This window comes from Sphingobacterium micropteri, assembly GCF_014692515.1.
GTDB classification, from domain to species: domain Bacteria; phylum Bacteroidota; class Bacteroidia; order Sphingobacteriales; family Sphingobacteriaceae; genus Sphingobacterium; species Sphingobacterium micropteri.
This window is the reverse complement of the sequence record NZ_JACOIK010000003.1, coordinates 123,060-149,545: the sequence shown is the minus strand read 5'-3', so window position 1 is coordinate 149,545 and position 26,486 is coordinate 123,060. Positions and strand designations below refer to the sequence as shown.

General features: G+C 40.7%; 22 protein-coding genes. 8 read left to right on the top strand and 14 right to left on the bottom strand.

Annotated elements, in window-relative coordinates; genetic code table 11:
- Positions 1-82: 82 nt before the first annotated feature.
- Positions 83-3,793 carry a phosphoribosylformylglycinamidine synthase gene (gene purL, locus H8B06_RS04845; protein ID WP_190993179.1) on the top strand — a complete coding sequence of 1,237 codons (3,711 nt, stop codon included), beginning with the start codon at positions 83-85 and terminating at the stop codon, positions 3,791-3,793.
- A 78-nt stretch (positions 3,794-3,871) separates the two neighbouring features.
- On the top strand, positions 3,872-4,978 hold the full coding sequence (locus tag H8B06_RS04840) for a serine hydrolase domain-containing protein (RefSeq protein ID WP_190993178.1): 1,107 nt from the start codon (positions 3,872-3,874) through the stop codon (positions 4,976-4,978).
- On the opposite strand, the gene H8B06_RS04835 is transcribed toward H8B06_RS04840, so the two are convergent.
- Together H8B06_RS04835 and H8B06_RS04830 are read right to left on the bottom strand one after the other, a co-directional pair.
- Entirely contained in the window at positions 4,972-5,946 is a 975-nt protein-coding gene (locus H8B06_RS04835) for a 1-acyl-sn-glycerol-3-phosphate acyltransferase (RefSeq protein WP_190993177.1), read from the bottom strand. The two genes, H8B06_RS04840 and H8B06_RS04835, sit on opposite strands and share 7 nt — an antisense overlap.
- 91 nt (positions 5,947-6,037) lie before the next feature.
- A complete protein-coding gene (locus tag H8B06_RS04830; protein WP_223857480.1) occupies positions 6,038-7,837 on the bottom strand; it encodes an ABC transporter ATP-binding protein in 1,800 nt (599 codons plus the stop codon).
- Between the two features lie 148 nt (positions 7,838-7,985).
- Here H8B06_RS04830 and kdsB point away from each other — a divergent pair, with 148 nt between their 5' ends.
- From kdsB to H8B06_RS04815, 3 genes are read left to right on the top strand one after another with little or no spacing between them, the layout of a single operon-like run.
- Complete coding sequence (gene kdsB / locus H8B06_RS04825) at positions 7,986-8,729, top strand: 3-deoxy-manno-octulosonate cytidylyltransferase (RefSeq protein WP_190993176.1); 744 nt, start codon at positions 7,986-7,988, stop codon at positions 8,727-8,729.
- Between the two features lie 17 nt (positions 8,730-8,746).
- Positions 8,747-9,406 (top strand): HAD family hydrolase, encoded by a 660-nt coding sequence (locus H8B06_RS04820; RefSeq protein ID WP_190993175.1) that lies wholly within the window; start codon positions 8,747-8,749, stop codon positions 9,404-9,406.
- Between the two features lie 3 nt (positions 9,407-9,409).
- A complete protein-coding gene (locus tag H8B06_RS04815) occupies positions 9,410-10,174 on the top strand; it encodes a sulfite exporter TauE/SafE family protein (RefSeq protein ID WP_190993174.1) in 765 nt (254 codons plus the stop codon).
- Between the two features lie 35 nt (positions 10,175-10,209).
- On the opposite strand, the gene H8B06_RS04810 is transcribed toward H8B06_RS04815, so the two are convergent.
- Positions 10,210-10,482, bottom strand: a complete 273-nt coding sequence (locus tag H8B06_RS04810; protein WP_190993173.1) for a GNAT family N-acetyltransferase — start codon at positions 10,480-10,482, stop codon at positions 10,210-10,212.
- A gap of 126 nt (positions 10,483-10,608) precedes the next feature.
- On the opposite strand from H8B06_RS04810, the gene mqnC reads away from it, so the two are divergent.
- The 3 genes from mqnC to H8B06_RS04795 all read left to right on the top strand — a co-directional run bounded on the left by mqnC (position 10,609) and on the right by H8B06_RS04795 (position 12,620).
- Positions 10,609-11,730, top strand: coding sequence for a cyclic dehypoxanthinyl futalosine synthase (gene mqnC, locus H8B06_RS04805; RefSeq protein WP_190993172.1), 1,122 nt, complete (start codon positions 10,609-10,611; stop codon positions 11,728-11,730).
- 28 nt (positions 11,731-11,758) lie between these two features.
- Positions 11,759-12,319 (top strand): SMC-Scp complex subunit ScpB, encoded by a 561-nt coding sequence (scpB, locus tag H8B06_RS04800; RefSeq protein WP_190993171.1) that lies wholly within the window; start codon positions 11,759-11,761, stop codon positions 12,317-12,319.
- Between the two features lie 139 nt (positions 12,320-12,458).
- A complete protein-coding gene (locus H8B06_RS04795) occupies positions 12,459-12,620 on the top strand; it encodes a hypothetical protein (protein WP_165384625.1) in 162 nt (53 codons plus the stop codon).
- A gap of 79 nt (positions 12,621-12,699) precedes the next feature.
- Here the strand turns inward: H8B06_RS04795 and H8B06_RS04790 are convergent, their stop codons facing one another.
- The 11 genes from H8B06_RS04790 to H8B06_RS04740 form a co-directional block, all read right to left on the bottom strand.
- Positions 12,700-13,029, bottom strand: coding sequence for a helix-turn-helix domain-containing protein (locus tag H8B06_RS04790; protein WP_130139799.1), 330 nt, complete (start codon positions 13,027-13,029; stop codon positions 12,700-12,702).
- A gap of 80 nt (positions 13,030-13,109) precedes the next feature.
- Complete coding sequence (locus tag H8B06_RS04785) at positions 13,110-14,480, bottom strand: Mur ligase domain-containing protein (protein WP_190993170.1); 1,371 nt, start codon at positions 14,478-14,480, stop codon at positions 13,110-13,112.
- A gap of 61 nt (positions 14,481-14,541) precedes the next feature.
- Positions 14,542-15,381, bottom strand: a complete 840-nt coding sequence (prmA, locus tag H8B06_RS04780) for a 50S ribosomal protein L11 methyltransferase (protein WP_190993169.1) — start codon at positions 15,379-15,381, stop codon at positions 14,542-14,544.
- Positions 15,381-16,151 carry a triose-phosphate isomerase gene (gene tpiA / locus H8B06_RS04775; protein ID WP_190993168.1) on the bottom strand — a complete coding sequence of 257 codons (771 nt, stop codon included), beginning with the start codon at positions 16,149-16,151 and terminating at the stop codon, positions 15,381-15,383. Before tpiA ends, prmA begins: the two co-directional genes overlap by 1 nt.
- Positions 16,152-16,173: 22 nt before the next feature.
- Positions 16,174-17,361: a putative sugar nucleotidyl transferase gene (locus H8B06_RS04770; protein ID WP_223857479.1), complete on the bottom strand. Its 1,188-nt coding sequence runs from the start codon at positions 17,359-17,361 to the stop codon at positions 16,174-16,176.
- A gap of 85 nt (positions 17,362-17,446) precedes the next feature.
- Complete coding sequence (locus H8B06_RS04765; RefSeq protein ID WP_130139794.1) at positions 17,447-17,692, bottom strand: type B 50S ribosomal protein L31; 246 nt, start codon at positions 17,690-17,692, stop codon at positions 17,447-17,449.
- Between the two features lie 112 nt (positions 17,693-17,804).
- Entirely contained in the window at positions 17,805-19,820 is a 2,016-nt protein-coding gene (locus tag H8B06_RS04760; protein WP_190993166.1) for a hypothetical protein, read from the bottom strand.
- Between the two features lie 54 nt (positions 19,821-19,874).
- The gene (locus tag H8B06_RS04755; RefSeq protein ID WP_190993165.1) at positions 19,875-20,825 is read right to left on the bottom strand and encodes a glycoside hydrolase family 43 protein; all 951 of its coding nucleotides are present in this window, start codon (positions 20,823-20,825) and stop codon (positions 19,875-19,877) included.
- A gap of 27 nt (positions 20,826-20,852) precedes the next feature.
- Positions 20,853-22,415 carry a RagB/SusD family nutrient uptake outer membrane protein gene (locus tag H8B06_RS04750; RefSeq protein ID WP_190993164.1) on the bottom strand — a complete coding sequence of 521 codons (1,563 nt, stop codon included), beginning with the start codon at positions 22,413-22,415 and terminating at the stop codon, positions 20,853-20,855.
- An 11-nt stretch (positions 22,416-22,426) separates the two neighbouring features.
- Positions 22,427-25,441 (bottom strand): SusC/RagA family TonB-linked outer membrane protein, encoded by a 3,015-nt coding sequence (locus H8B06_RS04745; RefSeq protein ID WP_190993163.1) that lies wholly within the window; start codon positions 25,439-25,441, stop codon positions 22,427-22,429.
- A 37-nt stretch (positions 25,442-25,478) separates the two neighbouring features.
- Complete coding sequence (locus H8B06_RS04740) at positions 25,479-26,480, bottom strand: glycoside hydrolase family 43 protein (protein ID WP_190993162.1); 1,002 nt, start codon at positions 26,478-26,480, stop codon at positions 25,479-25,481.
- Positions 26,481-26,486: the final 6 nt, after the last annotated feature.

Here is a 26,486-nt window from a genome sequence, read left to right as displayed (position 1 = left end):
GCAGTAAAGATATGCTACATTACTAAAATACTCCGTATATTTGTACTTTGATTTGAAGAACGTTCAAAATACACCATTAGTAATGATTCATTTCTTTGTGAACCCAAGCCACACCGTGTATGGTGTGCAAACCCAAAACGACTTATCGACAGAAGATATTTCCAGATTAAATTGGCTCTTTGGAAAGGCTGAAAAGCTTGACCAACAGACGTTAAACAACTATTATGTCGGCCCTCGTGCTGCGATGGTGACCCCGTGGAGTACCAATGCCGTTGAAATCACACAAAACATGGGGATTCAAGGGATTATCCGAATCGAAGAATTTTATCCGGTGGATGAAAGCTTTACGGATTTCGACCCGATGATTTCGCAGAAATATGCCGTATTAACACAAGATATGTATACGATCAATATTCAGCCAGAACCTATTTTGGAAATTGACGATATTGATACTTACAACAAATCAGAAGGTTTAGCTTTGAACTCGGAAGAAGTAGATTATTTGAATAACCTTTCGGGGAAAATCGGACGTAAACTGACGGATTCTGAAGTTTTTGCTTTTTCACAGGCAAATTCGGAACATTGCCGGCACAAGATATTTAACGGAACCTTTATCATTGATGGTGAAGAGCAACCTGCCTCCCTATTCAAGCTGATCAGAAAAACTTCCGAAACCCATCCGAACGAAATTGTTTCGGCCTATAAAGATAACGTAGCGTTCGTCAAAGGGCCTAAAGTGACCCAGTTCGCCCCAAAATCGGCAGATAAACCGGACTTCTACGAAGAAAAGGTATATGAATCGGTACTTTCACTTAAAGCCGAAACCCATAACTTTCCGACAACTGTAGAACCATTTGCCGGTGCCGCTACCGGCTCGGGTGGTGAAATTCGCGACCGATTGGCTGGCGGCCAAGGAGCGTTACCTTTAGCTGGTACCGCTGTCTATATGACTGCATATTCGCGCCTTGAAACGGATACTGCGCAGGACAGATTCTTCGGGTCAGCTCAGAAAAAACCTTGGGAAAATGGCATGGAGGAACGCCAATGGTTGTACCAAACGCCAATGGATATCCTAATTAAAGCGTCTAACGGTGCTTCGGATTTTGGTAATAAATTCGGACAGCCTTTGATCGCTGGCTCCGTACTAACTTTTGAGCACGAAGAAGAAGGTAGAAAATTAGGCTATGATAAAGTCATTATGCAAGCCGGTGGTGTAGGTTATGGTAAAGCCGACCAAGCGAAAAAACATACCCCAAAAACAGGTGATAAAATTGTTATTCTCGGGGGTGAAAACTATCGTATCGGAATGGGGGGAGCAGCGGTATCCTCTGCCGAAACAGGTGCTTTTGGTTCGGGTATCGAACTGAATGCCATCCAACGTTCCAACCCGGAAATGCAAAAACGCGCGGCAAATGCGATCCGTGCTTTTGTAGAGTCGGACAACAACCCCATTGTTTCGATTCATGACCATGGTGCTGGCGGACACCTTAATTGTTTGTCCGAACTGGTGGAAGAAACTGGTGGATTAATCGATATGGATAAATTGCCTGTTGGTGACCCAACACTATCGGCAAAAGAAATTATCGGTAATGAATCCCAGGAGCGTATGGGCTTGGTCATCGCGGATAAAGATATAGAAACGCTGAAAAAGGTAGCGGATCGGGAACGTGCCCCGATGTATGCCGTAGGGGATGTGACGGGAGATCATCGTTTTACGTTTCAATCGAAATCCACGGGAGAAAAACCAATGGATTACGATTTAGCAGACTTTTTTGGTTCTTCACCAAAAACGGTGATGAACGACAGCAAAATCGATCGTCAATATGCGGACCTTTCTTACGATGTTAATGAGGTGCCTACCTATTTGAGACAACTACTGCAATTGGAAGCGGTCGCCTCTAAAGACTGGTTGACAAATAAAGTGGATCGTTGTGTTGGCGGCCGTGTTGCCAAACAACAATGTGCCGGTCCTTTACAACTTCCATTAAACAATGTGGGTGTTATGGCATTGGATTACACTTCGACAGAAGGTATAGCAACTTCCATAGGCCATTCTCCATTGACAGCACTAGTTGATCCTGTTGCAGGTTCTCGCAACGCTATCGCTGAAGCGCTCTCTAACTTGGTATTCGCACCTATCAAAAATGGTTTGGCTGGCGTATCACTTTCGGCAAACTGGATGTGGCCATGTAACAACGAGGGTGAAGATGCGCGTTTGTACGAAGCTGTAAAAGGTTGTTCGGATTTTGCTATCGCTTTGGGTATCAACATTCCTACAGGGAAGGATTCGCTATCGATGAAACAAAAATACCCAAATGGCGAAAACGTCATTGCGCCAGGTACATTGATTATCTCGGCAGCAGGTAACTGTACCAACATCCATAAGGTAATTGAGCCGGTATTATCAAAAAATGCAGGTTCTATTTATTATATCAATCTATCGCAGGACGCATTCAAATTAGGTGGTTCTTCTTTTGCACAGATAAACAATAGGATCGGTAAGGAAGCACCAACCATCCAAGATGCGGATTATTTTAAAAAGGCATTCAACGCTATACAGGAAGCCATCCTATCAGGCTATGTAGCTGCAGGGCATGATGTAGGATCGGGCGGGTTAATTACCACCTTATTGGAGATGACGTTCGCGGATGTTAATTTAGCGGCACAATACGATTTAAGTGAATTAGGCGAAGCGGATACGGTTAAAGCATTGTTCAACGAAAATATTGCTGTCGTATTGCAGGCAAAAGATGACGCTGCTCTTGAAACGGCATTATCCCAAGCAGGCGTACAAGCGGTGAAAATCGGAAAGGCGATCAACGGAACAGCTGTATCTTTCAAAAACAATGCAGAGGAATTTACATTTGACGTCGTGGAAACCCGCGATATATGGTTCAAAACTTCGTTTTTATTGGATAGCAAACAATCTAAAAACGGCATGGCGCAGGAGCGCTATAACAACTATAAAAATCAACCGATAAAGGTGGTTTTTCCATCGCAATTTGATGGTAAAAAGCCCGTACGTGCAGCAGATGGGACGACAAGGCCAAAAGCAGCTATCATCCGGGAAAAAGGTTCAAATTCCGAAAGAGAAATGGCCAACGCGATGTATCTAGCTGGTTTTGACGTAAAGGATGTCCACATGACCGACTTGATTTCAGGTCGCGAAACACTAGAAGACATTCAATTTATCGGTACGGTAGGCGGTTTCTCCAATTCAGATGTATTGGGCTCAGCAAAAGGTTGGGCCGGAGCTTTTCTTTATAATGAGAAGGCGAAAAAGGCTTTGGAGAACTTCTTTGCGCGCCCAGACACGATGTCTGTCGGCATCTGTAATGGTTGCCAGTTGTTCATGGAATTGGAACTTATCAATCCGGATCACGACGTGCATGGAAAAATGCTCCACAATACATCGCAAAAACACGAATCTAGTTTTGCTTCGGTAAAAATACAAGATAACAACTCCATTATGTTATCTACTTTGGCAGGGAGCACATTGGGTGTATGGATTTCGCACGGTGAAGGTAAGTTTAACCTCCCACACAGCGAAGACCAATACAACATCGTGGCTAAATATGCTTACGAACAATACCCGCATAATCCAAATGGATCAGATTTTAACACCGCTATGCTTTGTGATAAGACGGGGCGTCACCTTGTAACGATGCCACATATCGAACGTTCTATCTTCCAATGGAATTGGGCATACTATCCTGCTGACAGACGGGATGAGGTTACCCCGTGGTTAGAAGCTTTCGTGAATGCACGTAAGTGGTGTGAAAAAAATAAATAATACATTCGACCCGCCAATTGGCGGGTCTTTTTTGTATATTAGAAGAATATAAAAGGTAAACCTCGTGCAATAGATTTTATGAAAAGTACAGCCAAAATCATCTGTTTTCTGCTTTTATGCGTACTACTTTTTCAATCGTGCAAGCTAGGAAGATTTGTGTTCTATAACTTCGCTAACATCACCGATCACAAAATATTCCCTTACCGGACGATAGAAACCACACCCTCTCCTTTCATCTTTCCTGCAGCTCAACAGCCTAAACTGCTTAAAGGTATCGAAATAGCGGAAGGAAATGTATCTTTTGACACGTATTTGGAGTACACCAAAACTGTAGCGTTTTTGGTTATACAAAATGATAGTATTCAATATGAAAAATATTTCAACAAATATGATGATGAATCTATAGTAGCCTCTTTCTCCATGGCAAAGTCCGTTCTATCAATGCTCATCGGCATTGCTATTGAAGATGGAAAAATTCAATCTGTAGATGATCCTATCACCAACTATATCCCTGAATTAAAACGGAAGGGATTTGAAACTGTCACCATAAAACACTTGTTGCAAATGACTTCTGGGCTTGATTTCAACGAAAGCTATACCAATCCTTTTGGGCATGCAGCTACTTTTTACTATGGCACGAATTTACGTAAGGCCATTAATAAGCTGAAATTGAAAGATATACCCGGTGAAAAGTTTGACTATACCAGTGGAACAACCCAACTTCTCGGACTGGTATTGGAAAGAGCTTTAGAAAACCAAACCATTAGTTCTTATCTAGAAGAAAAGATTTGGAAACCACTGGGGATGGAATACGAGGCCACATGGAGCCTCGACAGAAAAAAAGACGGACTGGAAAAAACCTTTTGTTGCCTCAATGCCCGTGCAAGAGATTTTGCTAAGTTAGGACGGCTGTATCTACACAACGGAAATTGGAATGGAAAACAAATCGTTCCAGAACAATGGGTAAAAGAATCTATCCGCTTAGACACAGCTGATCATAGTGCGCCTTTTTACCAATATCAGTGGTGGCTCACAAAAAATGCAAAACAATTCTATGCAAAGGGTATATTAGGACAATATATTTTTGTTGATCCTCATAAACATCTTATTATCGTCCGACTAGGGGAAAAAACAAGTAAAGTAAACTGGGATAAGTTTATCACACAAATCGCGGATTCTTACTGAACTTTCTCGCCGGCCTCTCCTCGGTTATTCCAAGAATTTCGCTTAGGAATGTTCGTTTCCGTTTCGGTTACCGTATCTTGATATCTAGCCATTGCATATGCTGTTCCGGGCAAAAAAATAAAGAGGAACACTCCCACCCAAAAACCGAGCAGCTTCCCAGCAAGGATACTACAAAACAAAACCAATAACGGATACGAAAATAAAAGAGCGGCAAACAGGAGAGAATCGTAAAAGATGGTTCCCGCTGTCTTCTTTTTCATATAATTCCGCCACAGCCGGTAAAACCAAAATTGTGTGTAATATCCGATTTTGGCAGGAATACGCCACCAATAGGTTTCTTTACTTGAACGGAGCTTTGCAACCAATGGTGTCATAACCATCGTTTCCAAAAGATCATTCCGTACATCTTGGATAACATCACCTGTTCGCATCTGATGACCAGCGATATACTCCGTCGTATCTAAAGGAGATAATGCACGCAATTCGATCGCTTTGGGTACATGTTGGAAAGAATTATAATTTAACGTATACGCTTGAATCTGCACAGGCAATCCTGCCTTATAAGAACGTTCCAGCAGCGATGTCAATCCGCCGTTCATAAATGGCTGCAGTTCCCAGATATTCCGGGATTTTCCCTCCGGAAACAGGAGGATATGTTGCCCTGCTGCCAGTCGTCGCATGCACTCATCAAATGTAAAATCGTTTTTGATCCCGGATTCCTCATCATCTCCTCGTTTATAGACGGGCAACATATATAATCCGCGTAGAACAATATTGGCTACCGGATGTTTAAAAGCATCTCCCCGGGCAAGAAAACAAATCTTTACCGGAGCATAAGCTGCAATTACCAAGGCATCAAAAAAAGAATTTGGATGATTAGCAAGGACAATAGCGGGATAGGAATATGGAGCCAACTGCAAATGTTTAACTGTCAGCCCCGGCGCATACCATTTTAATCCTAAGCGCACAAACCATCTTAATAAAGAATAAAACATATAGTTGAACAATACTTACGTAATCACCTGTTTTTCCTTTTACAGCAAAAAATAGACCTAAAAATCACTGCTTCTGCATGGATTTTGTAATCTTCTCTATATTCAAACTATTGGCCATCGCGGTAAAGATACGATGATACACGCTGTGGTTGGGATACAAGTCTTCGTGCGTACCGTCTTCCACGACCTGTCCTTTTTCCATCACGACAATATGTTCAGCATCGATAATCTGCGAAATACTATGCGAAACAATAATCACCGTCCTTCCTGTTTTAATAGCATCTAGACTATTTTTTATCTGTTCTGTAGCGATTGCATCTAGATTTGCCGTCGGTTCGTCTAAGAAAATAATGGGTGGGTCTTTCAAGAAGAGACGTGCGATAGCAATCCGTTGCTGCTGTCCTCCGGACAGCAAATGGGCATCCGACTCATATCCATTGGGTAAATCCAGAATCTGCTCGTGTATATATGCTTTTTTTGCTGCTTCTATAATTTCATCCATAGTTGCTTCCGTTTTTCCGTAGCGGATATTCTCTGCAATGCTTCCCTTAAAGATATGATTCTTCTGCAACACTAAGCCGACATGTTCACGCAAATAGGCGGTGTCATAATCGGCCAGATCTACACCATCCAACAAAATCTGCCCTTTCGTAGGGCTATAAAACTTATCCAACAAATTGATAACCGTACTTTTACCCGCACCAGACAATCCGACCAAAGCTGTATTCTGATTAGGCTGGACTACCATACTCACATTTTTTAACGCCTGCAATCCGTTAGGATAATGAAAATCGACATTTCTTATTTCAATTAATCCTTTAATTTTATGTGGCCGATAGGTTCCGGTAGGTTCGCGCTGTTCTTCTTCTTCCAAAATACTAAAGAAGCCTTCCGAATAGATTAATGCATCATTTACTTCATCATAGATACGATGGAGTTGACGAATAGGTGCAGACACATTATTGAAAAGCAGAATATGGAACATGATGGCACCCAGGCTCATTTGCTCGTTCAATACAAAATAAGCCGTCAGCATAATGACCAGTACAACCCCAATTTGTTCGATAAAACTCTTCACACTTTCAAACAGATAGCTTGTTTTACGTGTCGCCATCTGGTTTTCTGTCATATCGTATTGAATTTTCCGATGCCGCTCGGCTTCAATTTTCTCTCTACCGAATGACTTTATAACCAGAATAGATTCAATCAGATTGATAATTTGGTTGCTTTTGTTTTCACGATACTTCCGCATACTTCTCCGGAAGCCAGACAATCGACGTGCTTGGCGTTGTGACACATAAAAATAGACAGGCACCAGTAACAATCCAACTAACCCTACATAAAAGTTTGCCAGGAACATACAGACCAACGCGACGATCGCATTGCTGAACAACGGAAGAATATCGATAAAAAAGTTCTGCACCAATCTGGTCAAGCTGCTTATACCAGCGTCGATACGCGTTTGTAGCTTACCCGATTCATTCTCGGGTGAGGTAAAGAAAGCCATTCGATACGTTAATATCTTTTCGATGATGGCGTGCGAAAAATCGCGGGCAATCTCAATTCTCAACTTCTCCCCATAAAATTTTTGTCCAAATTGAACGGCTGTATACAAGATTTCCTTTCCAAGCAACACCACGGCTATAATACCCAACAGATAGAAACCCTGGGATAGCGGTTGGTTGTCGACCAGAAGCTCACTAATGGTATCTACCGTATATTTTAATATAAAGGCATTCACCTGTGCAGCGAAAGAACCAACCAACGTCAATAACAGCGTATAAGCAATTAAATTCTTATAGGGTTTTGTAAAGGGCAGTATTTTCTTAAATAGTTGTGTTACGGTCATTACTTTGTTAAACATTTTTTTTGAAAAAAAGTTTAATCATGTTTATTACGATCCGTGTATTCGCCACAGAAATAGTCTTTCTTCCAACACGAACGGTGCATTGATGTGAAGGAAATTTTGATTATTTTTTTTGAGGTAAACAAAGTAATGACTTACTTTGGACATGAGAACAATCGGAATTATCCCAGCCAGGTATGAATCCTCCCGATTTCCGGGAAAACCGTTGGTTGATATTAGTGGCAAATCCATGATACAACGTGTCTATGAACAGGTAAAGGGTTGCGCTGGTCTTTCGGAAGTCATTGTCGCTACGGACGACACCAGAATTGAGGAGCATGTGCGCTCATTTGCCGGAAATGTAATCATGACATCTTCGACGCATCAATCTGGAACCGATCGCTGTGCTGAGGTGGTTTCAAAAATAAGTGGCTTCGATGTGGCCATTAATATTCAAGGTGATGAACCTTTTATAAGCCCTTTGCAGATTGAGCTGCTGAGTAACCTTTTTCAAGATGCATCAACCGAAATCGGAACCTTGATCAAGAAAATAGATAATCCCGATGATCTCTTTAATGAAAGTACGCCCAAGGTAGTCGTGAACGCCAGAAAAGAAGCTTTGTATTTTTCGCGGCAGACTATCCCCTTTCAACGAGACACGCAACGAGAAGACTGGCTAAAGGCTTATACTTATTTCAAACATATTGGTATATATGGTTATCAAGTCGACATCCTAAAGGAGATCACGAAACTACCCGTATCGTCTTACGAAAAGGCAGAAGGATTGGAACAATTACGGTGGTTGGAAAATGGTTATAGAATCAAAATCGCCGAAACCGAATTCGACACGATAGCTGTTGATCATCCCGAAGATATTGCGCTTATCAAAAGGAAGTTTTTTAGTCAATAAAACTGTATCTTTGCTGCATGGAATCATTTGCTGTGATATTTGACATGGATGGGGTAATTTGCCATACAAATCCCTTCCATGCGAAAGCATTCGAACATTTTTTTGATAAATATAAAATTCCCTATACCGAAAAGGAATTTGAAGAACACATGTATGGGAAACATAATAGTTATATTATGACCCATTTCTTCAAAAGAACGATCACAGGGGAAGAGTTAGCGCAATTGGAAAACGAAAAAGAATCCCTTTTTCGGGAAATCTATAAACAAGAAATAGATCCATTACCCCATTACTTAACATTTCTGGACGATTTAAAATCAAAAGGATTTAAAACGGCAGTGGCTACTTCTGCCCCCTTAGCCAATCTAAAATTGATTGTTGATGAATTAAAGATTGAAACTAGAATGGAGTCGTTATTGGCTAGTGAAAATGTCACGCAGCATAAACCGCATCCTGAGGTCTATTTAAAATCTGCTGATAAACTAGGCGTACCGCCGAGTGCCTGCGTTGTCTTTGAAGATTCTTTTTCAGGTGTCACTGCTGCACGAAATGCGGGAATGAAAGTGGTTGGTGTATTGAGCTCCCACCGGAAAGAAGAATTGCCGCCTTGTTCTCTTTATATTCACGATTATAGTGAAATCGACGCCGAACGCGTATTGGATTTATTGAAAAGCTAGTTCATGAACGAAGCACTGCAACTCCTTTCCTCACCAGTCGGGTGGGCATTGTATTTTGTATGTGCCGTGCTAATAGGTATGTCGAAAACAGGCATCCAAAATATTGGAACATTAGCTGTACCGTTATTTGCTTTCTTATTCGGCGCAAAGTATTCGACTGGCATCGTATTGATTCTACTTTGTATCGCCGATCTCGTCGCTGTTATTTATTACCGGAAAGAATTTCTTTGGGGAGAAGTAAAAAAACTATTGCCTGCTTCCCTCTTTGGGCTGATTGTTGGGTTACTTCTCGGTAATTATATCGATGATAAAGTATTTAAACTGCTTATTGGTATCTGTATTATCGTGGGGGTAGGTATTATGATCTGGCTGGGAAAAACATCCCAACAGAAACAGGATAAACTGACGAAAAACCGATGGTATTCCCCTGTGTTTGGTTTTATCCTCGGTTTTTCGACAATGATAGGTAATGCTGCTGGCCCGGCGCTATCCGTTTATATGCTTTCTAAACGGCTAAACAAAATCAGCTTTGCGGCTACTTCTGCCTGGTTCATTATGCTTTTGAATTTCACAAAAATCCCATTGCAGGCTTTCGTTTGGCATAACCTTACCTGGGCAGGATTTTATCTCAACTTATTCGCTATCCCTTTCATTCTGCTGGGCGGTTACATCGGTATAAAAATTGTTAAGATTCTTCCAGAGAAGAAATTTCGCATACTCATTATGACATTAGTCGTTATTTCGGCGATATTATTGATTGTTTTGTGATTTTGAAAACACCGCTCCAACTTTCTCATCACTCACTACGCTAACACATCCCGTTCGCCGGGGTATCGTTCAAATACCGTTTTTGCAAACGAACAAGCCGGAACTACTTTCCAGGCATTCTCCCGTGCTTGACGAATCGCTGCCAACACAAGCTCCTCCGCAATTTTATTTCCACGATAGAAAGGTTCAACCTCGGCATGAGAAATCGTCATAACATTATCCTCCACTTGATATATCAGCTCCCCAATCTGTATTTCATCATTTACAGCAAGCCATCGTCCACTATCTGCTACATGTGTTAGTTCCATATTATAGATGTTTTAAGATTTTAAATTCGTTTTTCAAATAAATATAACAATATTTTGTAAGAATAGTTTATCAGCGGTATAAACCTTTCGTTAAAAAAATAAAAATCCTATGTATCTTTGTTGATAATGAATGTAGACAAATTACTTGAGCGCGCGCTTAATTTTGAATTCCTATCCAAGGAAGAGGGTATGTATTTATACCGGAATGCTGCGACGGCGGATTTGACCTATGTGGCTAATGCGTTGCGAAAAATACAAGTTCCGCATGGCAAGGTTACCTGGCAGATTGATCGCAATGTCAATACGACCAATGTTTGTATTGCAAACTGCAAATTTTGTAATTTCTTTCGTCGTCCGGGCCATGAAGATAGTTATATCACAGATATCGAAACGTACAAACAGAAAATCGAAGAAACATTCCGCTATGGCGGCGACCAACTACTTTTACAAGGTGGACACCATCCTGATTTGGGTCTGGAGTTTTACACAACATTGTTCAAGCAACTCAAAGAACTCTACCCAACCCTCAAGCTACATTCCCTCGGTCCTCCGGAGGTTGCACATATCGCAAAATTAGAAGGATTATCCCATATTGAAGTACTTCGGGCATTGAAAGCATCGGGATTGGACTCGTTGCCGGGAGCCGGCGCAGAAATACTGAACGATCGAGTACGAAGATTAATTTCAAAAGGCAAATGCGGTGGACAAGAATGGCTAGACGTGATGCGTGCTGCGCATCAAGTCAACCTACCCACATCTGCTACTATGATGTTCGGTCATATTGAAACCATAGAAGAACGTTTTGAACATTTAGTGTGGATTCGCGAAGTTCAACACGAAAAACCTGCGGACGCTTATGGATTCATTGCCTTTATACCTTGGCCTTTCCAAGATGATGGCACCTTGTTAAAACGACTACGGGGCATCACCAACAATGTGAGTGGTGAAGAATATATTCGGATGATTGCATTGAGCCGTATTATGCTTCCCAATATCAAGAATATACAAGCCTCCTGGCTAACCGTAGGAAAGAAAACGGCACAGCTGTGTTTACATGCAGGGGCAAATGATTTCGGTTCCATTATGATAGAGGAAAATGTGGTTTCCGCTGCGGGCGCACCGCATCGTTTCACATCGACATCTATACAGGAAGCTATTCGGGAAGCTGGGTTCGAGCCACAATTACGTACGCAGAAATATGATTTCCGGGAACTGCCGCAGATGGAAGAACAAGTCATTAATTACTAAATAGTTAGAGAGATAAAAGAGAAGAAGGATGAAGGATATATTGTTAAATATAGAGGCTATTATTTTCGCATCCGAAGAGGGCATTAATGCCAATGATCTGAAGCAGGTACTTAAAGATGCATTAGCCATCGACATCACTAAACAGGAGGTATTAGATCTATTAAAAAAAATCACAGAAAAATACGATGATGAAGACCAAATCTTCAGCCTTCAAATTTTTGGTAACCATTACCAGTTTTTGACGAAAGAAAAGTACCACGAAGCTGTCAACCAACTTCAAGCACATAAGGACAAAAAGAAACTTAGCCAAGCAGCTTTGGAAACATTGTCTATCATTGCCTATCGACAGCCTATCACCAAATTGGAGGTGGAGCAAATTCGGGGTGTGAACTGTGATTACTCCATTCAACGGTTGTTGGAAAAGAATCTCATCGAAATTATAGGAAAAGCAGAAACTATTGGTAAACCCCTGCTATACGCAACTAGTGGGCAATTTATGCAGCACTTCGGCATCAAGTCGGTTAAAGATTTACCGCAGTTGAAAGACATTATTGCGGAAGATAATAGTATAGGTGAAGCGAGAAAATAGCTTAATCACGTATTCTCATTTTAACTCACTGGCTGACAAGCGATAAAAAAACAAAAAAAATTTCAAGTTAGAAGATTCTTGATTATTTTTACGGTCGGTAACAAACAATAGATTTATCATTTATTAACACGACAAGACTATGATGGTAGCGGCAGAAAATGAGGTTTTGGTTGAAGAAATTATCAATTTTAACGGTCCGGAAGATGATGCGGATGATGTCTATGATGACGATTTCGAATTAGATGAGATGGATTCTATCGAAGAATTTGGCGATTTTGACGATGATGACGATGATTTTTAATGGATGAAGATTCATATATGAATCAAAAAAAGAGAGCATAGTGTTATGCTCTCTTTTTTAATAAATCAAAATCCCTAAATTACTTTTTATGAAGCTGTTCGTATAGCTCGATAACCTTCTTTTGTAACTCTATTACTTCAGCCTCCCGAACTTGCAGTTTGCTATTCAGCTCCTCAATTTCATCTTGTGCCTGTCGATCTTCTTCCGAATCCGATGTAGACAATAACTGAACCAATGACATACCAAATAGTTTGGAAATCTGGTTCAATCTGGATAAGTTTACGTCAGTAATACCTGTTTCAATTTTCGAAAAGGCAGGAATTGAAATGTCCAAACGTTTGGCTACATCTTCCTGACTCCATCCTTTTTGATGTCTTAACAGACGAATTTTCTTTCCTAGTGCATTCATTTCTGGTAGTTGCTATCTTTTTCAATCGGATAATTCTCTCTCTTCCAAAAATAATAAAAAGACAGCATTTTACAGAATAATTAATAATTTTTAAGGAATTTATCTGCAAAACTGACAATATCCATACTATTATGGTCAGGTGAAATCATAAATAAAAGATTAAAACCCAACGACTTAAATTTATCTAAATAGATTTCTAAAGAAGAAACGTCCGTCAAGAATACGAGATTTTTATGATTAAAGACCTGTTGAATTTCCGACTCTAAATTACTTATTAATATATTTTTCTCCTTTATAACGTCTTTATTGATCAAGATCACTGCATAATCGGACTCGTTCATGGATTCCCGATAAGTGTCTAGAAAACTTCTATTGATGACATCATAGGCATTTAGTTCAATAATGGTTACCAGCTCCTGACCGGGAAATTGCTCTTTAACCGCATGAATACTCGTTCGGAGCTTATAGGGGGAATATAGAAAGTCTTGATATACCACACTTTCGTTATCGCTCGCCACAAACTCTAGATAGCGGATGGAGCTTCTAAAATCTTTGATTGCGTCGTAAAAATCAACTCGCTTTATACCCAGCCATTCACATACCGTATATGCGCCTGCTATATTCGATAAGTTTAATTTCCCGAACACTTGTAAGGGAATACGGTTTTCACCTAAATGAAGATACGTTACGCCTTTATTAATAGAGTATTCGGGCAGCTTATAACCATGTCGGTTAATAGGACAGTCAGAAGTCGCTTCCACAATCTTCACCAAATTCAGGTTATCCTTGTTGTAAATTAGCGTACCTTTAGGGACAATAGTATCTATAAATGTTTCGAATTGTTTAATATACTCATCCTGTCCCATATTTGCCCTGCTCTCGTTCCATTCTACCCCACTGATTAACGCGATATTAGGATGAAAAAGATGAAACTTAGAACGATGATCTATTGGAGAAGCATAATATTCGTCTCCTTCCAATAAAATAATTTTATTATGGGCAGTCAGTTTTACCAGCGAATCAAACCCTTCCAACTGTGCACCTACGAGATAATCAAAATCACGTCTCAATTTTTTGAGCACGTGCATAACCATACTCATGATGGTCGTTTTGCCATACGTTCCAGCAATAACTACTCGCATTTTATCCATGCTTTGCTCATAGATAAATTCTGGAAAAGAATATATTTTGATATTAAGTTCTTGTGCACGAAGCAATTCCGGATTATCACTTTCAGCATGCATTCCTAGAATGACGGCATCGATATCCTCCGTTATTTTCTCCGGAAACCAACCCATCGTTTTCGGTAAAAGCCCTGCATTTTTGAGCCTGGACTTTGAAGGCTCGACAACTTGGTCATCAGATCCACTCACTTGATGTCCCTGTTCGGCCAATGAAATGGCCAAGTTGTGCATCACCGCACCGCCAATCGCTATAAAATGAACTCGCATGCTTCTTAAAAATAAAAAGTCAAAATCTTACCCGTCGGTTTAGTCGCCCTCATCGGTACAATCATTTCCTGATAAACTTCGCTGCACACCATCTATCTTGCATTTTTTTATGCTGATAGTCAAATCCAACAGATCGCGCTCTTCCTATCAACATTTCCAGATCTTCCCCATCATAGAAACCGCTAATATACAATTCTCCACCAGACTGTGTGCTTAAACTATATTGGTCTAGTTGTTCCATTAAGATATTACGATTGATATTGGCGAGAATAATATCAAACATCTTACCCTCTATACGTTCCTCCGATCCTAATTCAGCACTAATTGGCACGATATTATTCCGTATTTTATTTTCGTTTACGCTATCTACACAAACTTCATCATAGTCTACTGCCAGAACATGTTTCGCATCACGTTTGACCGCCAATATAGCAAGAATCCCCGTACCGCATCCCATATCCAACACTTCTTTATCCTTGAAGTCATTCTCTAAAATATAGGAGAGCATCATCGAGGTTGTTTGATGATGCCCAGTTCCAAATGACATTTTAGGGTCTATGATAATTTCGTAAGGCGCATCCGGTTTCGGTGTATGAAAGGTGGCCCGTACGTAACATATATCATCCACCATAATCGGCTGAAAATTACTCTCCCATAACTCATTCCAGTTCTGATCTTCTATTTCTTTGATAGTATAATGGATATCAAAACCTACAGCTTCCTGCAACAACATGGTTTCCAATGCCTGTACATCCAGGGAAGCGGTGGGGATGTAGGCTATAAATCCTTGCTCTAGCTGCTCAAAAGTATCGTAGCCAATCGTTCCCAAAGAATCAATGAGCAGATCCCGCTGCCAATCCTCTATGGTGGAAGAAGTAAACGTAACCGAAGAATACTTCATTATTTCGTATTAAAAACCTTTACAATTTCTAAAAAGTCTCGTGATTTCAAGGATGCACCACCAATCAGTCCACCGTCGATATCCGGCTGTGAAAACAACTCATTCGCATTTGCCGGATTACAGCTCCCCCCGTATAGGATAGTCGTTTCATCGGCAATTTTTTGTGTATATTGATTCGCAATCGTTTCACGTATAAACGCATGTACTTCCTGCGCCTGCTCCGGAGACGCCGTTAGCCCCGTTCCAATAGCCCACACGGGTTCGTAAGCCAATATTACTTTTTCAAAATCTTCACTAGACAAATGGAATATGCCCTTTTCCAGTTGTGCTTTGATAACATCAAAAACTTTCCCTCCTTCACGTTCGTCTTTTGTTTCTCCAATACAGAAAATTGGCTTTAAACCGTTTGTTAATGCAGCATCAACTTTCTGTGCCAATAAAGCATCGGTCTCCTCAAAATATGCTCTACGCTCCGAATGGCCTAAAATAACATAACCTGCACCTGTCGATTTTACCTGCGCTCCGGATATTTCACCTGTATATGCTCCAGATTCTGCTTGGTGGATATTCTGCGCACCGACAGCAACGTTACTTACGGGCTCCGCTAGCTTTGCAATACTGTGCAAATGAATAGCGGGGCTACATACGATAACTTCCTGGTCGCCCACGACCTCATCCTTTACCATATTTACAATTTCCGAGAATAAGCTTACACCTTTCTCGTAATCCAGATTCATCTTCCAGTTTCCTGCTACAATGTTTTTTCTCATCGTTTTTAAATTGTTATCTATTTTATATATTAAATTCTTCCTGCCTCGTCATACAATAGACCTCCCACAATAGGCGAAGATCTTTTTCCTGTACACGTTTATTTACTATTCTCCCCCGCTCTTTCAACATATCCTCAAATTTATGCCACACATATCTTTCCTTCTTTTCATCTGTCATCCAGGAAAAGTCCGGAACAAACTTCGGAATAATATTTGACATAGACACCTGTACGCCTACCCCAATCACCGCACCGGTCGTAATAGACGAGTTGATACCACACATAGCGAAATCGCCCATAAAAACACCTATTTTATTCCGTACTGTTTTCCGCCAATCACCAAGTTTATAATCATACAACTTAATAGGCTTCCAATTGTTTTGAAGGTTAGAATTGCTTGTACCTGCCCCCAAATTGCATCCTTCGCCAATTACAGCACAGCCGAGATAGCCGTCATGCCCTTTTGCACTATTTTCCCACATCACGGTGTTATTGACTTCTCCTCCAATAGTAGCGTTCGGTCCTACACTTACATTCGGATACAAACGGCTTCCCATCTTTACTCTCCCACCTTTACCGATAGCAATCGGACCTTTTAAATGACTTCCCTGTTCCAGCAAAGCATCGTCGGCGATATAAATAGGACCATCCAACGTATTAAACGTACAACTAAATGCCGTCACATTTGTCCCCACATAGAGGTTATCACCTATCACCGTATTAGAATCATGTAAGATAGCCGAAGTTTTTCCTTTTGTGAGCAACTCAAAATCAAAAGAAATTTGCGTAGCATTATGAAGATAAATATCCTCTAAAAATTGAATACGGTGCAGTTCCCCCTCATAAGGATGTACGTTTAATGTATCTCCCGTAGGTTCTGGACACCACTTATTGACCTTATAGGCAATCCAATCACCATCTTTTTCCAACACACATCCTTCCTGCAAAGTCGATAAAGCATTGACCAAGTCGATAGTCGGACATAGGTCGGCGCGCACGACCAAATAGGTTGCAGAAGGTGACGGACTATGAAATTTCTCTTGAAGATAGAGTTCTGTATAGAAGCTGACCGAAACACCCAATAACAATTGCCATTTCTCCTGGATTGTCAAAATTCCTACTCGAAAAGCTCCCACTGGTCTTGTGAAAGCCATAGGCAATAAATGTTCTCGCCATGGGGCTCGATCATGTAATACGACTTCTAACAGCATAGTCCGATAAATTTACATAAAAAAATCCCGACAAGAAGAACCTATCGGGATGAAAGTTATTTTTGACCGAAACCGGTAATTTAAATTACTTCTGGTAACGGCTACGGAATTTGTCGATACGTCCTGCTGTATCAACTAATTTCATCTTACCTGTATAAAAAGGGTGTGATGTGTGCGAAATCTCCAATTTCACCAATGGATACTCGTTACCATCTTCCCAAGTAATAGTCTCTTTTGTGTCTACACATGATTTAGTTACAAAAGAATAGTCGTTAGACATATCTTTGAAAACAACTAATCTGTAGTTTGATGGATGCAGATCTTTTTTCATTATATTTTATTTTATTTTTTTCCTATGATTATTATATCTTCAACAATTCGAGGTGCAAAGATAATCTATTTCTATAAATAAAACAAAAAAATACATATCGTCTTTTCGCTATTTATTTTCTTGCTTCAAAAAATGAAGTAACACGATCGGGGCTCAACATTTGCCAGAGCGACGCAACCGTCCATCCGGGTGCAAATATATCGTTATAAAAGCCTTTCCCATTTTTGCCATAATCCCAGTTGGTATGCTGTACAACTTCTGGGTAATAGCCAGGCTTCCCAATGTCGAACAAAGAATTTTTTTGCGGCATCAGTTGCAACATACTTGTTTTTATCACCGAAGAAAATTCGGAAAACCTTGGTTCCTTTTTTTCTTTTGCTAACCAATCGAGCACTGTCGCAAATTCAAAAATAAAAACATCTATGTGATTGTTCTCGACCGAAACATTTCCCCAGCCTCTAGATTTAAAATTCACATCACCTAACATCTGTCCCTGTGCAAAAGGAACATCCCACAAATAATACCAAGAAAGGCAAAAATAGGCTGCTTGCTGACACAAATCAACATAATGTTGCCTTTCTTTTCCGGTTGTTACCATCGCTAGGTAATGCATGGCGGTAGAGGCATACAACGACGCTTCTTTATCTTCACAATTAGCGTCCAACGTAGAAGAAAAATAGTCAGCTTTCGTTATCAGTTCTTCCTCCAGGTATTTCCCCGCACGTTTGGCACTTTCCAGATAAGACTTATTTTTAAAATAAGCATAGCCCATAGTTAGTGGCAGCACCGCAGAAGGTGTACTACCTCCAGAAGGATCCGTAATATGAAATGCTCCGTCAAACTTTCTGGGGAAGCTTCCATCTTCCTCCTGTAACTGTTGTAGATTTGTAAAAAGTGTTTTTACTTTATTTTCCCATTCAGGATGTTTTCTCCCTTTGTCTCGTTCATATTTAAGATAGTTTAATATGGCAAAGAGTCCTTCTGATTGGCGACGGAGACTGTATTCCAGCGTCACGCTGTCCTTCTGGTAATCAACATATTCATGGAAGAACCCGTTTTCAGAAAACCCGTGCAGAAGATAGGAATCAAACGTATGACGAGCCTTGCTTATAAGATCGTTATCTGCCTTTTCCTCTCCATACTCCAACGCATTGAATGCATTCAATAAAACCCGGCCGATAAAACCGACTTCAGTCGCGTCTGTACTTTCGCAATCATCAGTACGCATATGTACACCGGAAAAGTATTTCAAATCAAATTTGTCTACATAACTTTCTCTAAAAAAATTAGACAGAGCCTCTTTCGCTTGTCTCGTGCTCATAGCATCCGCATAAACGGTTGGCTTTAACGAATCATAAGAATAAGTCCACACATCAGCCACAAAAGCGGAATAGTTTATGGCTCTACCTTTTCGAATTTCCCAAGTCAACCGGCGAACTTCACCTTTTTCCAATCTCTCGAATGCTCGTACTGCAGGGGCAAGAATAAGTTTACGTATATACGTATTAGGAGCTTCATTATAAGGAAAGCCAAAAACAAGGGAAGCGGTTCCTCCCTTATTACGAAAGCCTGTAAAACCGAGTGAGGTTTTTCCAGAAAGAATCACTTCTCCTTCGCTAAGTGCCGTAAGGCTTTCATGAGCGAATTCATCTAAGCGCATGACGGTATAATAATCGCCTGTTTTCTCGTTGTATATACCCGTCAAAGGTATACTCAAACGATCCTCACGTACTTGCCAGCTATCACTGGTTGCAAAGGAAGGCGCTTCCTGTGGAGAACGTAAATTCCGACGATACCAAAATCCGGGCATCAAAAACTGACAATCGTGGTGCTCCACAGCTGGCAATTCGTAAAGTTCCTCAAAATTATAGAAAACGGTCTCTGTAGCTGTCAACTCGACGACAATACGCATGCCGGTTGTTGTTTCGCTTACTTGACGTGTTATGGCTATCGGGAGATTTTCGTCGGTCCCCAACACGCCAGAATCATTCGCTTTCAACTTATAATCCACCGCCGGATTGCCCGGTTTTTTTAAGGAAATCCGCCAAGTTGATTCGGGCGTGATATGCCCATACCCTACACTATATACTAAAGTTAGTACAATTATCGAAAAAAGTTTATTTACCATGTATCTCATTATCTCTAATATCTTTTACGGAATTCATAGTGATTTGCCATACGTTTATCTGCTGACAACAGGAGCCAACACTTCTTCACCAATTTGCATAACGGGCACTGCATCATCTGAAAAATCCACATCTGCAATCAACATAATACGAGGTAACACCTTACCGGGAGCATAATGGGCGTGGAAGACTATTTTTAATTGTCCTTGTTTATCATTGAAAAGTGAATGATGTCCGACACCAATATAGTCTTTTGGTTTTTGCAAGATAGGATTCCCTTCGTATTTCGTCCAAGGTCCTTTGGGTGAATTTGCCGTAGCATACCCAACACCATAGTAAGGGCTTTCAAAATGATTAGCCGAATAGGTCATATAATACAGATTTCCATGTTTAACGATAAATGGACCTTCGTTAATTCGCCCTTGGATCCTTTCCCAATTTTGTGATACATGAATACATGGGGTCAGCGTTTCATTCTTTATGGTCTTCAAATCATTTTCCAACTCCGCAACCCAAACTACCGATCCATCGGTGAAACGGACAAAGTACAAATAAGGCGTACCATCATCGTCTATAAATAAGGAATTGTCTATCGCTTTTCCATCTGTCCACATCGGTTCTTTCTTTTCTTGGGTAAATGGACCGAGCGGATTGTCTGCTGTGGCCACACCTATATGCTCATCAGCGGTAAAATACATAAAGAATTTGTTTTTTTCAGGAACATAGTACACTTCGGGTGCCCAAAACCATCGCTCTGCCCAAGTGCTGTCCTTATGTAAGGCTAAATGAGGAGATTTATGCCAAGTATGAAGATCGTCAGAAGTATATACCTCAATGCCGTCAGAGGCATTCGTGCCGTAAGCATAATAGGTATTGTCATGATACAAAATATTCGGATCACCCAATAATACCGGGGTGGTATATTGGAAATCACTTACGCTGTTTTTCTCACAAGACAAAAAGCCTGCAAGAATAAGAACCAGTGATAGATAAACTAATCTTTTCATATGAATAAATTTTAACTGTTCTATTTATTAATATCTCGGGTTTTGATCCACATTAGGATTATTATTGGCTTCATCGGACGGAATCGGTAAGCTTCTATGACGTCCTATCACAAAATTATTGAAATCGGGATCTCGTTGCTTCAACTCATCAATTCCCTCCTGTGTATCCAACAGTTCCCATCTCTTGATGTCGGCCCAACGGTGTCCCTCGCTTGCCAACTCCAACACCCTCTCCGTTTGTAACCTTTTAAGGAACCGCGCCCGATCGGTCGTCGCTACGAAGTGGTTTGTAGCGAGTGGCGGCATATTTGCGCGAGCTCTAACCCGATCTACGTGTGGCACAGCGTCAGCTAGGCTTCCACCCGCTTCCGCAATACATTCTGCATACATTAATAGCACATCGGCAAAACGGATAACCCTTACATTAGTCGGGTTGTAATAATCGTCAAAACCTCTGTCTGTGGAAGAATATTTACGGAAGAATACCCTTCCCTGCCAATTCCCTTGTTGCCACAGTGCATTGCTGCTAGTCAGCGAATAAATTCGATTATTATCTGAAAAATCGTTTTCCATTCCTTGATAAAAAGCGGTATACTTCAGTCGAATATCAAATCCATTGGTAAGATTACGTTCTTTTTTAAGTTCGGTAACAAGCCAAGGACGCAGCTCACCGTCTGTCCATCCGATGCCTGGAGGTGCGAAAAACTGTCCTCTATGGAGACCTAGATTAGGGTCTATTGAATTCGGGCCATCTCCTGCCGGAGCTTTGTTTACATCCGAATATTGTATTTCGAACACCGATTCGATATTATTCTCCGCCGCCGACGTAAAATTATCTGCATAATTTGACATCAGATCATAATAACTTCTTCCTTCTCCTTCTACCAGCCAATGCAAATCAGATTGGGCTTCCTGCCACTGATGTATTTGCATGTAACATTTCGCGCGAAGCGCTAAAGCAGCGCCCTTGGTTGCCCTACCTTTATCTTGACCTGTCCAAGCCTCCGGAAGCATATTTTGAGCTTCGGTAAGATCGTCGATAGCTTGCTGATAGATTTCAGTTTCTGTATTCCCATTAGGTTGCATACCCGGTGTAGATGGTTCGAGCACAATAGGCACGCTCTTATTCTCGCTACCCCATAATACCGCTAAATTATAATAATAAAGACCTCTCAGAAAATAGGCTTGTCCAAGGAGACGAGACTTCTTTTCTTCATCTTCAAACGCAATATCAGGAATGTGAAATAGGGCTTGGTTGGCTCTGAAAATAGCCTGATAGCATTCGGCATAGGTCATCCCATTGCCTTCTGAAAAATTATAGTTATTATAAATAAACTGCGTCCATTCCCGCAATTCTGCCCATGGACTTTGGCTAAACCCTTCATCTGAAGTCAGGTCAAACCTAAACCACATCCACCGGGCATACGTGCCGGGTTTGTAGAACATATTATATATGGCATTGACACCATATTCTGCATCCAATTCTGTGTTCCAGAAACTTTCCAAGGTGATCGAATTTGGGTTCTCTACCTCCACCTTGCATGCACTAAGCATACATATACTTAAAAATATATAAAATAGCTTTTTCATTTTTTTATAATTTAGAATGACAACTGTGCACCAAACGTAAAACCTTTTGGATTAGGGAATGCTCCACCATCATATGAGCGATCCCAAATATTGGTATTCAAAAACTCCGGATCAAGCCCTCTGTAGGATGTAAATGTGACCAGATTTTGCGCATTCACGTATACCCGTGCACCTCTAATATGTTGACCAAGCAAAGACTTGGGTAAGTTGTATCCTATTGCGATCTGCTTAATCCGTAAATAATTTCCATTTTCTAACCATCGATCTTGATCGGGACGCGCATTTCTGGAGTCTGCAAAAATCGGCCTTGGGTCTGTAGCACTGGGGTTTTCCGGTGTCCAGGGATCATAATCAGCCCTATAGTTCGAGTTATCATCAAAACGGTCAAATCCAGATCGCGGACCGTTGAAAGCCATATGGCCAAAAGCACCGGTCGATTGGATTTGCATATCAAAACCCTTGTAATCAAAAGACATATTCATTCCTAAATAATATTTTGGAATAGTCGATCCGAGATATTGTCTATCGGCATCGGTAATCTGCCCGTCATCATTATAATCCAGGTATCGTATATCGCCGGGCTTAGCATTAGGCTGGATCAGTGTACCTTCACTATTCCGGTGTGACATGACTTCCTCCGTGGAGCGAAACAGTCCGTCAGTTTTAATCAAATACCACTCTCCTATTGGACTGCCTACAACAGATTTTGTATTCCATTGGTTAAATTCCTGACGCCCATATCCCAATTCAACAATCTTGTTTTTCAAATAAGAACCGTTAACGTCCAAACTATATCTAAAATCACTACCGATCTTATCTTTCCAGTTTAACGCCAATTCTATCCCTCTATTTTCGAGGGTAGCTGCGTTAACAAAAGGATTCCCTCCATTATTCCCCGTAGACAACAAGATTTGCATAGGAGTAAGCACATCTTTTGTCGTTTTAATAAAATATTCAAACGTCACATTAAAACGGTTCTTTAGAAAAACAGCATCAAAGCCCGCATTCATTTGCGATAACTTTTCCCATCGCAGGTCGGCATTGGACAATTGAATTTGTGTCATGCCGGGAACGGAGCTGCTATTATCCCCAAAAGATGCTTGTGGAAAAGTATTGATCAAAGCGACCCAATCCCAAAACCCAATATTAGAGGTTCCTAAAATACCGTAATTCGCTCTTATTTTTAGATCATCTATCCAAGACGCATTAAAAAAAGATTCTTCACTTACACGCCAGCCCAATGATCCTGATGGAAAATAACCAACATTATATTGTGGCGAGAAACGTGAAGATTCATCCCTGCGTATAGTACCGCTTAGCAGGTATTTGTCTGCATAATTGTAGTTAACTCGTCCGAATACCGAAAATAGCTTTGCTAAGTTTTGAAAACCACCAGTCCTTGGGTCTCTCAGTGCAGCATCCAGATGTTCAAAATATGCGTCGGTTTGACTGTTTACTAAAACATCATTTTTTGCTCCCCAAACTTGCTCATAGCTATACGGTTGGTAACTAGCACCGACTACGGAAGATATGGAATGCTTATCGAATTGTTTGTTGAACTCTAACGTATGGTCAAAAACAAATTCGCTATACTGTGCTTGACGTCTCGTTAATGTCGACGGATCAATAGGTTGGTTAACTTGCCAGGAACCAACCTTACGCAAATAACGATGATTGTCATTACTAAAGTCAAATCCAAAGCTAAATTTGTATTTGAATAAACTGAAAAGATCTAAAGAGGTAAAAGCATTTCCACGAACTCTCAAATTACTATTTCTAGTATCTGTAAAATCTTCTTTTGCGAATGGATTAGTACCAAAAGTAATATTATATGGTCCACTTCCATATCCATACCCTCCATGGTTTCTAGGATCATAGATCGATATCGTCGGCAACATACGGTAAACATCAACAATAGGATTCGTATCCATTTCGTCAATACCGTAGTGACTTAAAACAATATTCTCGCCTATGGTGAATTTAACATGTTCTCCAAAATCTCGACTGGCAGATGCATTTGAACGGAGTGTATAACGTTTGCTTTTCGTACCGATAACTGTTCCCGAATTTGATTGATAGTTTCCAGAAATAAAATAACGGCTGTCACGGCCTCCTCCTGAAAAAGAGACATTGTGATCATCCACAATTCCGGTCTTGAACACCTCACTTTGCCAATCTGTATCCCCTTCGAAATGATTTGCCAGCCCATTGATATTAGGGTTTCCATCTGCAATTGTATTCATGAATGCCAAATCATTCAACTTGATCCATTGCGTTCGATCAGTTAAGTTATATTTCGGCAACCATTGTAAAGAGCGCCTGGAAGAAAGATCAATTTTCATCTTTCCTTCCGCTCCTTGCTTAGTCGTGATAATAATAACCCCATTTCCTGCTCGGGAGCCATAAATTGCTGCCGCTGACGCGTCTTTTAGAACTTGGATACTTTCAATATCATTAAAATTGAAGTCTCTATTTGCACCAGAGATCACACCATCTACAACATACAGCGGATTACTATTCCCAAATGTGCCGGTTCCCCGGATTTCGACTTTTCCTTCCCGTCCCGGTGCACCTGCTGTCCGGACGTTTACACCCGGCACCGTCACCAATGCATCGCCTACGGTACCTGTAACAGTCGTATTCTTCATTTCATCTGGTTTGAATACCGAAACAGCTCCTGTAAGATCTGCCTTTCTAATTGTCTGATAACCGATGACGACCACTTCATCCAATTGTTGATCTTCGGCCATCATGATTATATCTATTGTAGTCTGGCCACTGAAAACCATCTCCTGTACAACCATCCCTATTTTAGAAAATAGCAGCACATCACCGATCGCAGCACTAATTACAAAATCACCTTTTGTATTGGTAGAAGTAACACGTTGCTCACCTTTTATCCGAACAGTAACTTCGGAAACAGCTTGTCTATCCTCATCAACGACACGTCCTTTTACCTGTGCTTGTTGTCCATAAGTCATCATCGTCGTGACAACAAGCGTTATTATCAAAAATATCCTTATCATAATTATATGTTTTTATATCATTAATTTATTCCCCTCCCTATTCCTTGTTGGTTTTAGGACTCCATATGGAGTTTTCATCTATTGTTATGGCCTTGTCTTCTATCGAGAGATTGGCGATATGCATAAATCGAGGATGCACTGTCGTCGTATCATGATGTGCATGGAATACATATTTATACGCTCCTTCTTGATCTTGAAAATACGCCCCGTGTCCAGTGCCGGTTAAACCTTTTTGTGGATTCTGAAGAATAGGATTCTTATCCGATTTTTGCCAAGGGCCTATTGGTGATGAAGACGTAGCATATCCCACACCGTAATCGGGACTTCTGAAATCATTACCCGAATACAACATATAATATAAACCATCACGCTTAAGTACAGAAGCACCTTCGGTTACACGTCCCAAAGCGGCTTCCCATCCTTCAGTCGAAGCCTCTATGCACATCGTAAGTGTCTCTTCTTTGATGGTTTCCCAATCATCTTCCAATTCAGCCACCCAAATTACATTCCCGTTGGTAAATCGGACGAAATATAGGTATGGCGTACCGTCATCATCTATAAAGAGCGAGGAATCTATCCCTTTTTCCGCCAACATCGGTTTTTTAATTTCTTGGCGAAATGGACCTAATGGCGAATTAGATGTTGCCACACAGATATGTTCTTCAGCAGAATAAAATAAATAAAATTTGCCTTTTGCTTCGTTATAGTAAACTTCCGGTGCCCAAAACCATTTCTCACCAAAAGAGTTCTCTTTTTTTAACAACATCTCTGGATGTTTTTTCCATTCATGCAAGTCATCAGACAAAAACACCTCAAACCCTTTATCTGAACTCGTTCCGTATGCATAATATACATGATCATGGTAAAGGATAAATGGATCTGCTAAGGGTATAGCATTCAACATTTCTTCTTCCTTTGCGGCGGAATATATGTTTTCTTTGTTGCCTTGACCGTTGACCGAGCTCTGGTTGTTATGGCATGACAACAGTAGCAATCCAGATAACAACAGACAATAGATATTATTTTGTTTTTTATTCATCGATGT

What these genes read in the sequence shown, in the direction of transcription:
- H8B06_RS04840 (WP_190993178.1), top strand. Translation starts at nt 3,872, where the DNA reads ATGAAAAGTACAGCCAAAATCATCTGTTTTCTGCTTTTATGCGTACTA.
- H8B06_RS04745 (WP_190993163.1), bottom strand. Translation starts at nt 25,441, where the DNA reads ATGATAAGGATATTTTTGATAATAACGCTTGTTGTCACGACGATGATG.
- H8B06_RS04790 (WP_130139799.1), bottom strand. Translation starts at nt 13,029, where the DNA reads ATGAATGCACTAGGAAAGAAAATTCGTCTGTTAAGACATCAAAAAGGA.
- H8B06_RS04755 (WP_190993165.1), bottom strand. Translation starts at nt 20,825, where the DNA reads ATGAAAAGATTAGTTTATCTATCACTGGTTCTTATTCTTGCAGGCTTT.
- H8B06_RS04785 (WP_190993170.1), bottom strand. Translation starts at nt 14,480, where the DNA reads ATGCGAGTTCATTTTATAGCGATTGGCGGTGCGGTGATGCACAACTTG.
- purL (WP_190993179.1), top strand. Translation starts at nt 83, where the DNA reads ATGATTCATTTCTTTGTGAACCCAAGCCACACCGTGTATGGTGTGCAA.
- H8B06_RS04740 (WP_190993162.1), bottom strand. Translation starts at nt 26,480, where the DNA reads ATGAATAAAAAACAAAATAATATCTATTGTCTGTTGTTATCTGGATTG.
- H8B06_RS04795 (WP_165384625.1), top strand. Translation starts at nt 12,459, where the DNA reads ATGATGGTAGCGGCAGAAAATGAGGTTTTGGTTGAAGAAATTATCAAT.
- H8B06_RS04820 (WP_190993175.1), top strand. Translation starts at nt 8,747, where the DNA reads ATGGAATCATTTGCTGTGATATTTGACATGGATGGGGTAATTTGCCAT.
- tpiA (WP_190993168.1), bottom strand. Translation starts at nt 16,151, where the DNA reads ATGAGAAAAAACATTGTAGCAGGAAACTGGAAGATGAATCTGGATTAC.
- H8B06_RS04810 (WP_190993173.1), bottom strand. Translation starts at nt 10,482, where the DNA reads ATGGAACTAACACATGTAGCAGATAGTGGACGATGGCTTGCTGTAAAT.
- kdsB (WP_190993176.1), top strand. Translation starts at nt 7,986, where the DNA reads ATGAGAACAATCGGAATTATCCCAGCCAGGTATGAATCCTCCCGATTT.
- H8B06_RS04815 (WP_190993174.1), top strand. Translation starts at nt 9,410, where the DNA reads ATGAACGAAGCACTGCAACTCCTTTCCTCACCAGTCGGGTGGGCATTG.
- H8B06_RS04760 (WP_190993166.1), bottom strand. Translation starts at nt 19,820, where the DNA reads ATGGTAAATAAACTTTTTTCGATAATTGTACTAACTTTAGTATATAGT.
- H8B06_RS04830 (WP_223857480.1), bottom strand. Translation starts at nt 7,837, where the DNA reads ATGTTTAACAAAGTAATGACCGTAACACAACTATTTAAGAAAATACTG.
- H8B06_RS04765 (WP_130139794.1), bottom strand. Translation starts at nt 17,692, where the DNA reads ATGAAAAAAGATCTGCATCCATCAAACTACAGATTAGTTGTTTTCAAA.
- H8B06_RS04750 (WP_190993164.1), bottom strand. Translation starts at nt 22,415, where the DNA reads ATGAAAAAGCTATTTTATATATTTTTAAGTATATGTATGCTTAGTGCA.
- mqnC (WP_190993172.1), top strand. Translation starts at nt 10,609, where the DNA reads ATGAATGTAGACAAATTACTTGAGCGCGCGCTTAATTTTGAATTCCTA.
- H8B06_RS04770 (WP_223857479.1), bottom strand. Translation starts at nt 17,361, where the DNA reads ATGCTGTTAGAAGTCGTATTACATGATCGAGCCCCATGGCGAGAACAT.
- prmA (WP_190993169.1), bottom strand. Translation starts at nt 15,381, where the DNA reads ATGAAGTATTCTTCGGTTACGTTTACTTCTTCCACCATAGAGGATTGG.
- scpB (WP_190993171.1), top strand. Translation starts at nt 11,759, where the DNA reads ATGAAGGATATATTGTTAAATATAGAGGCTATTATTTTCGCATCCGAA.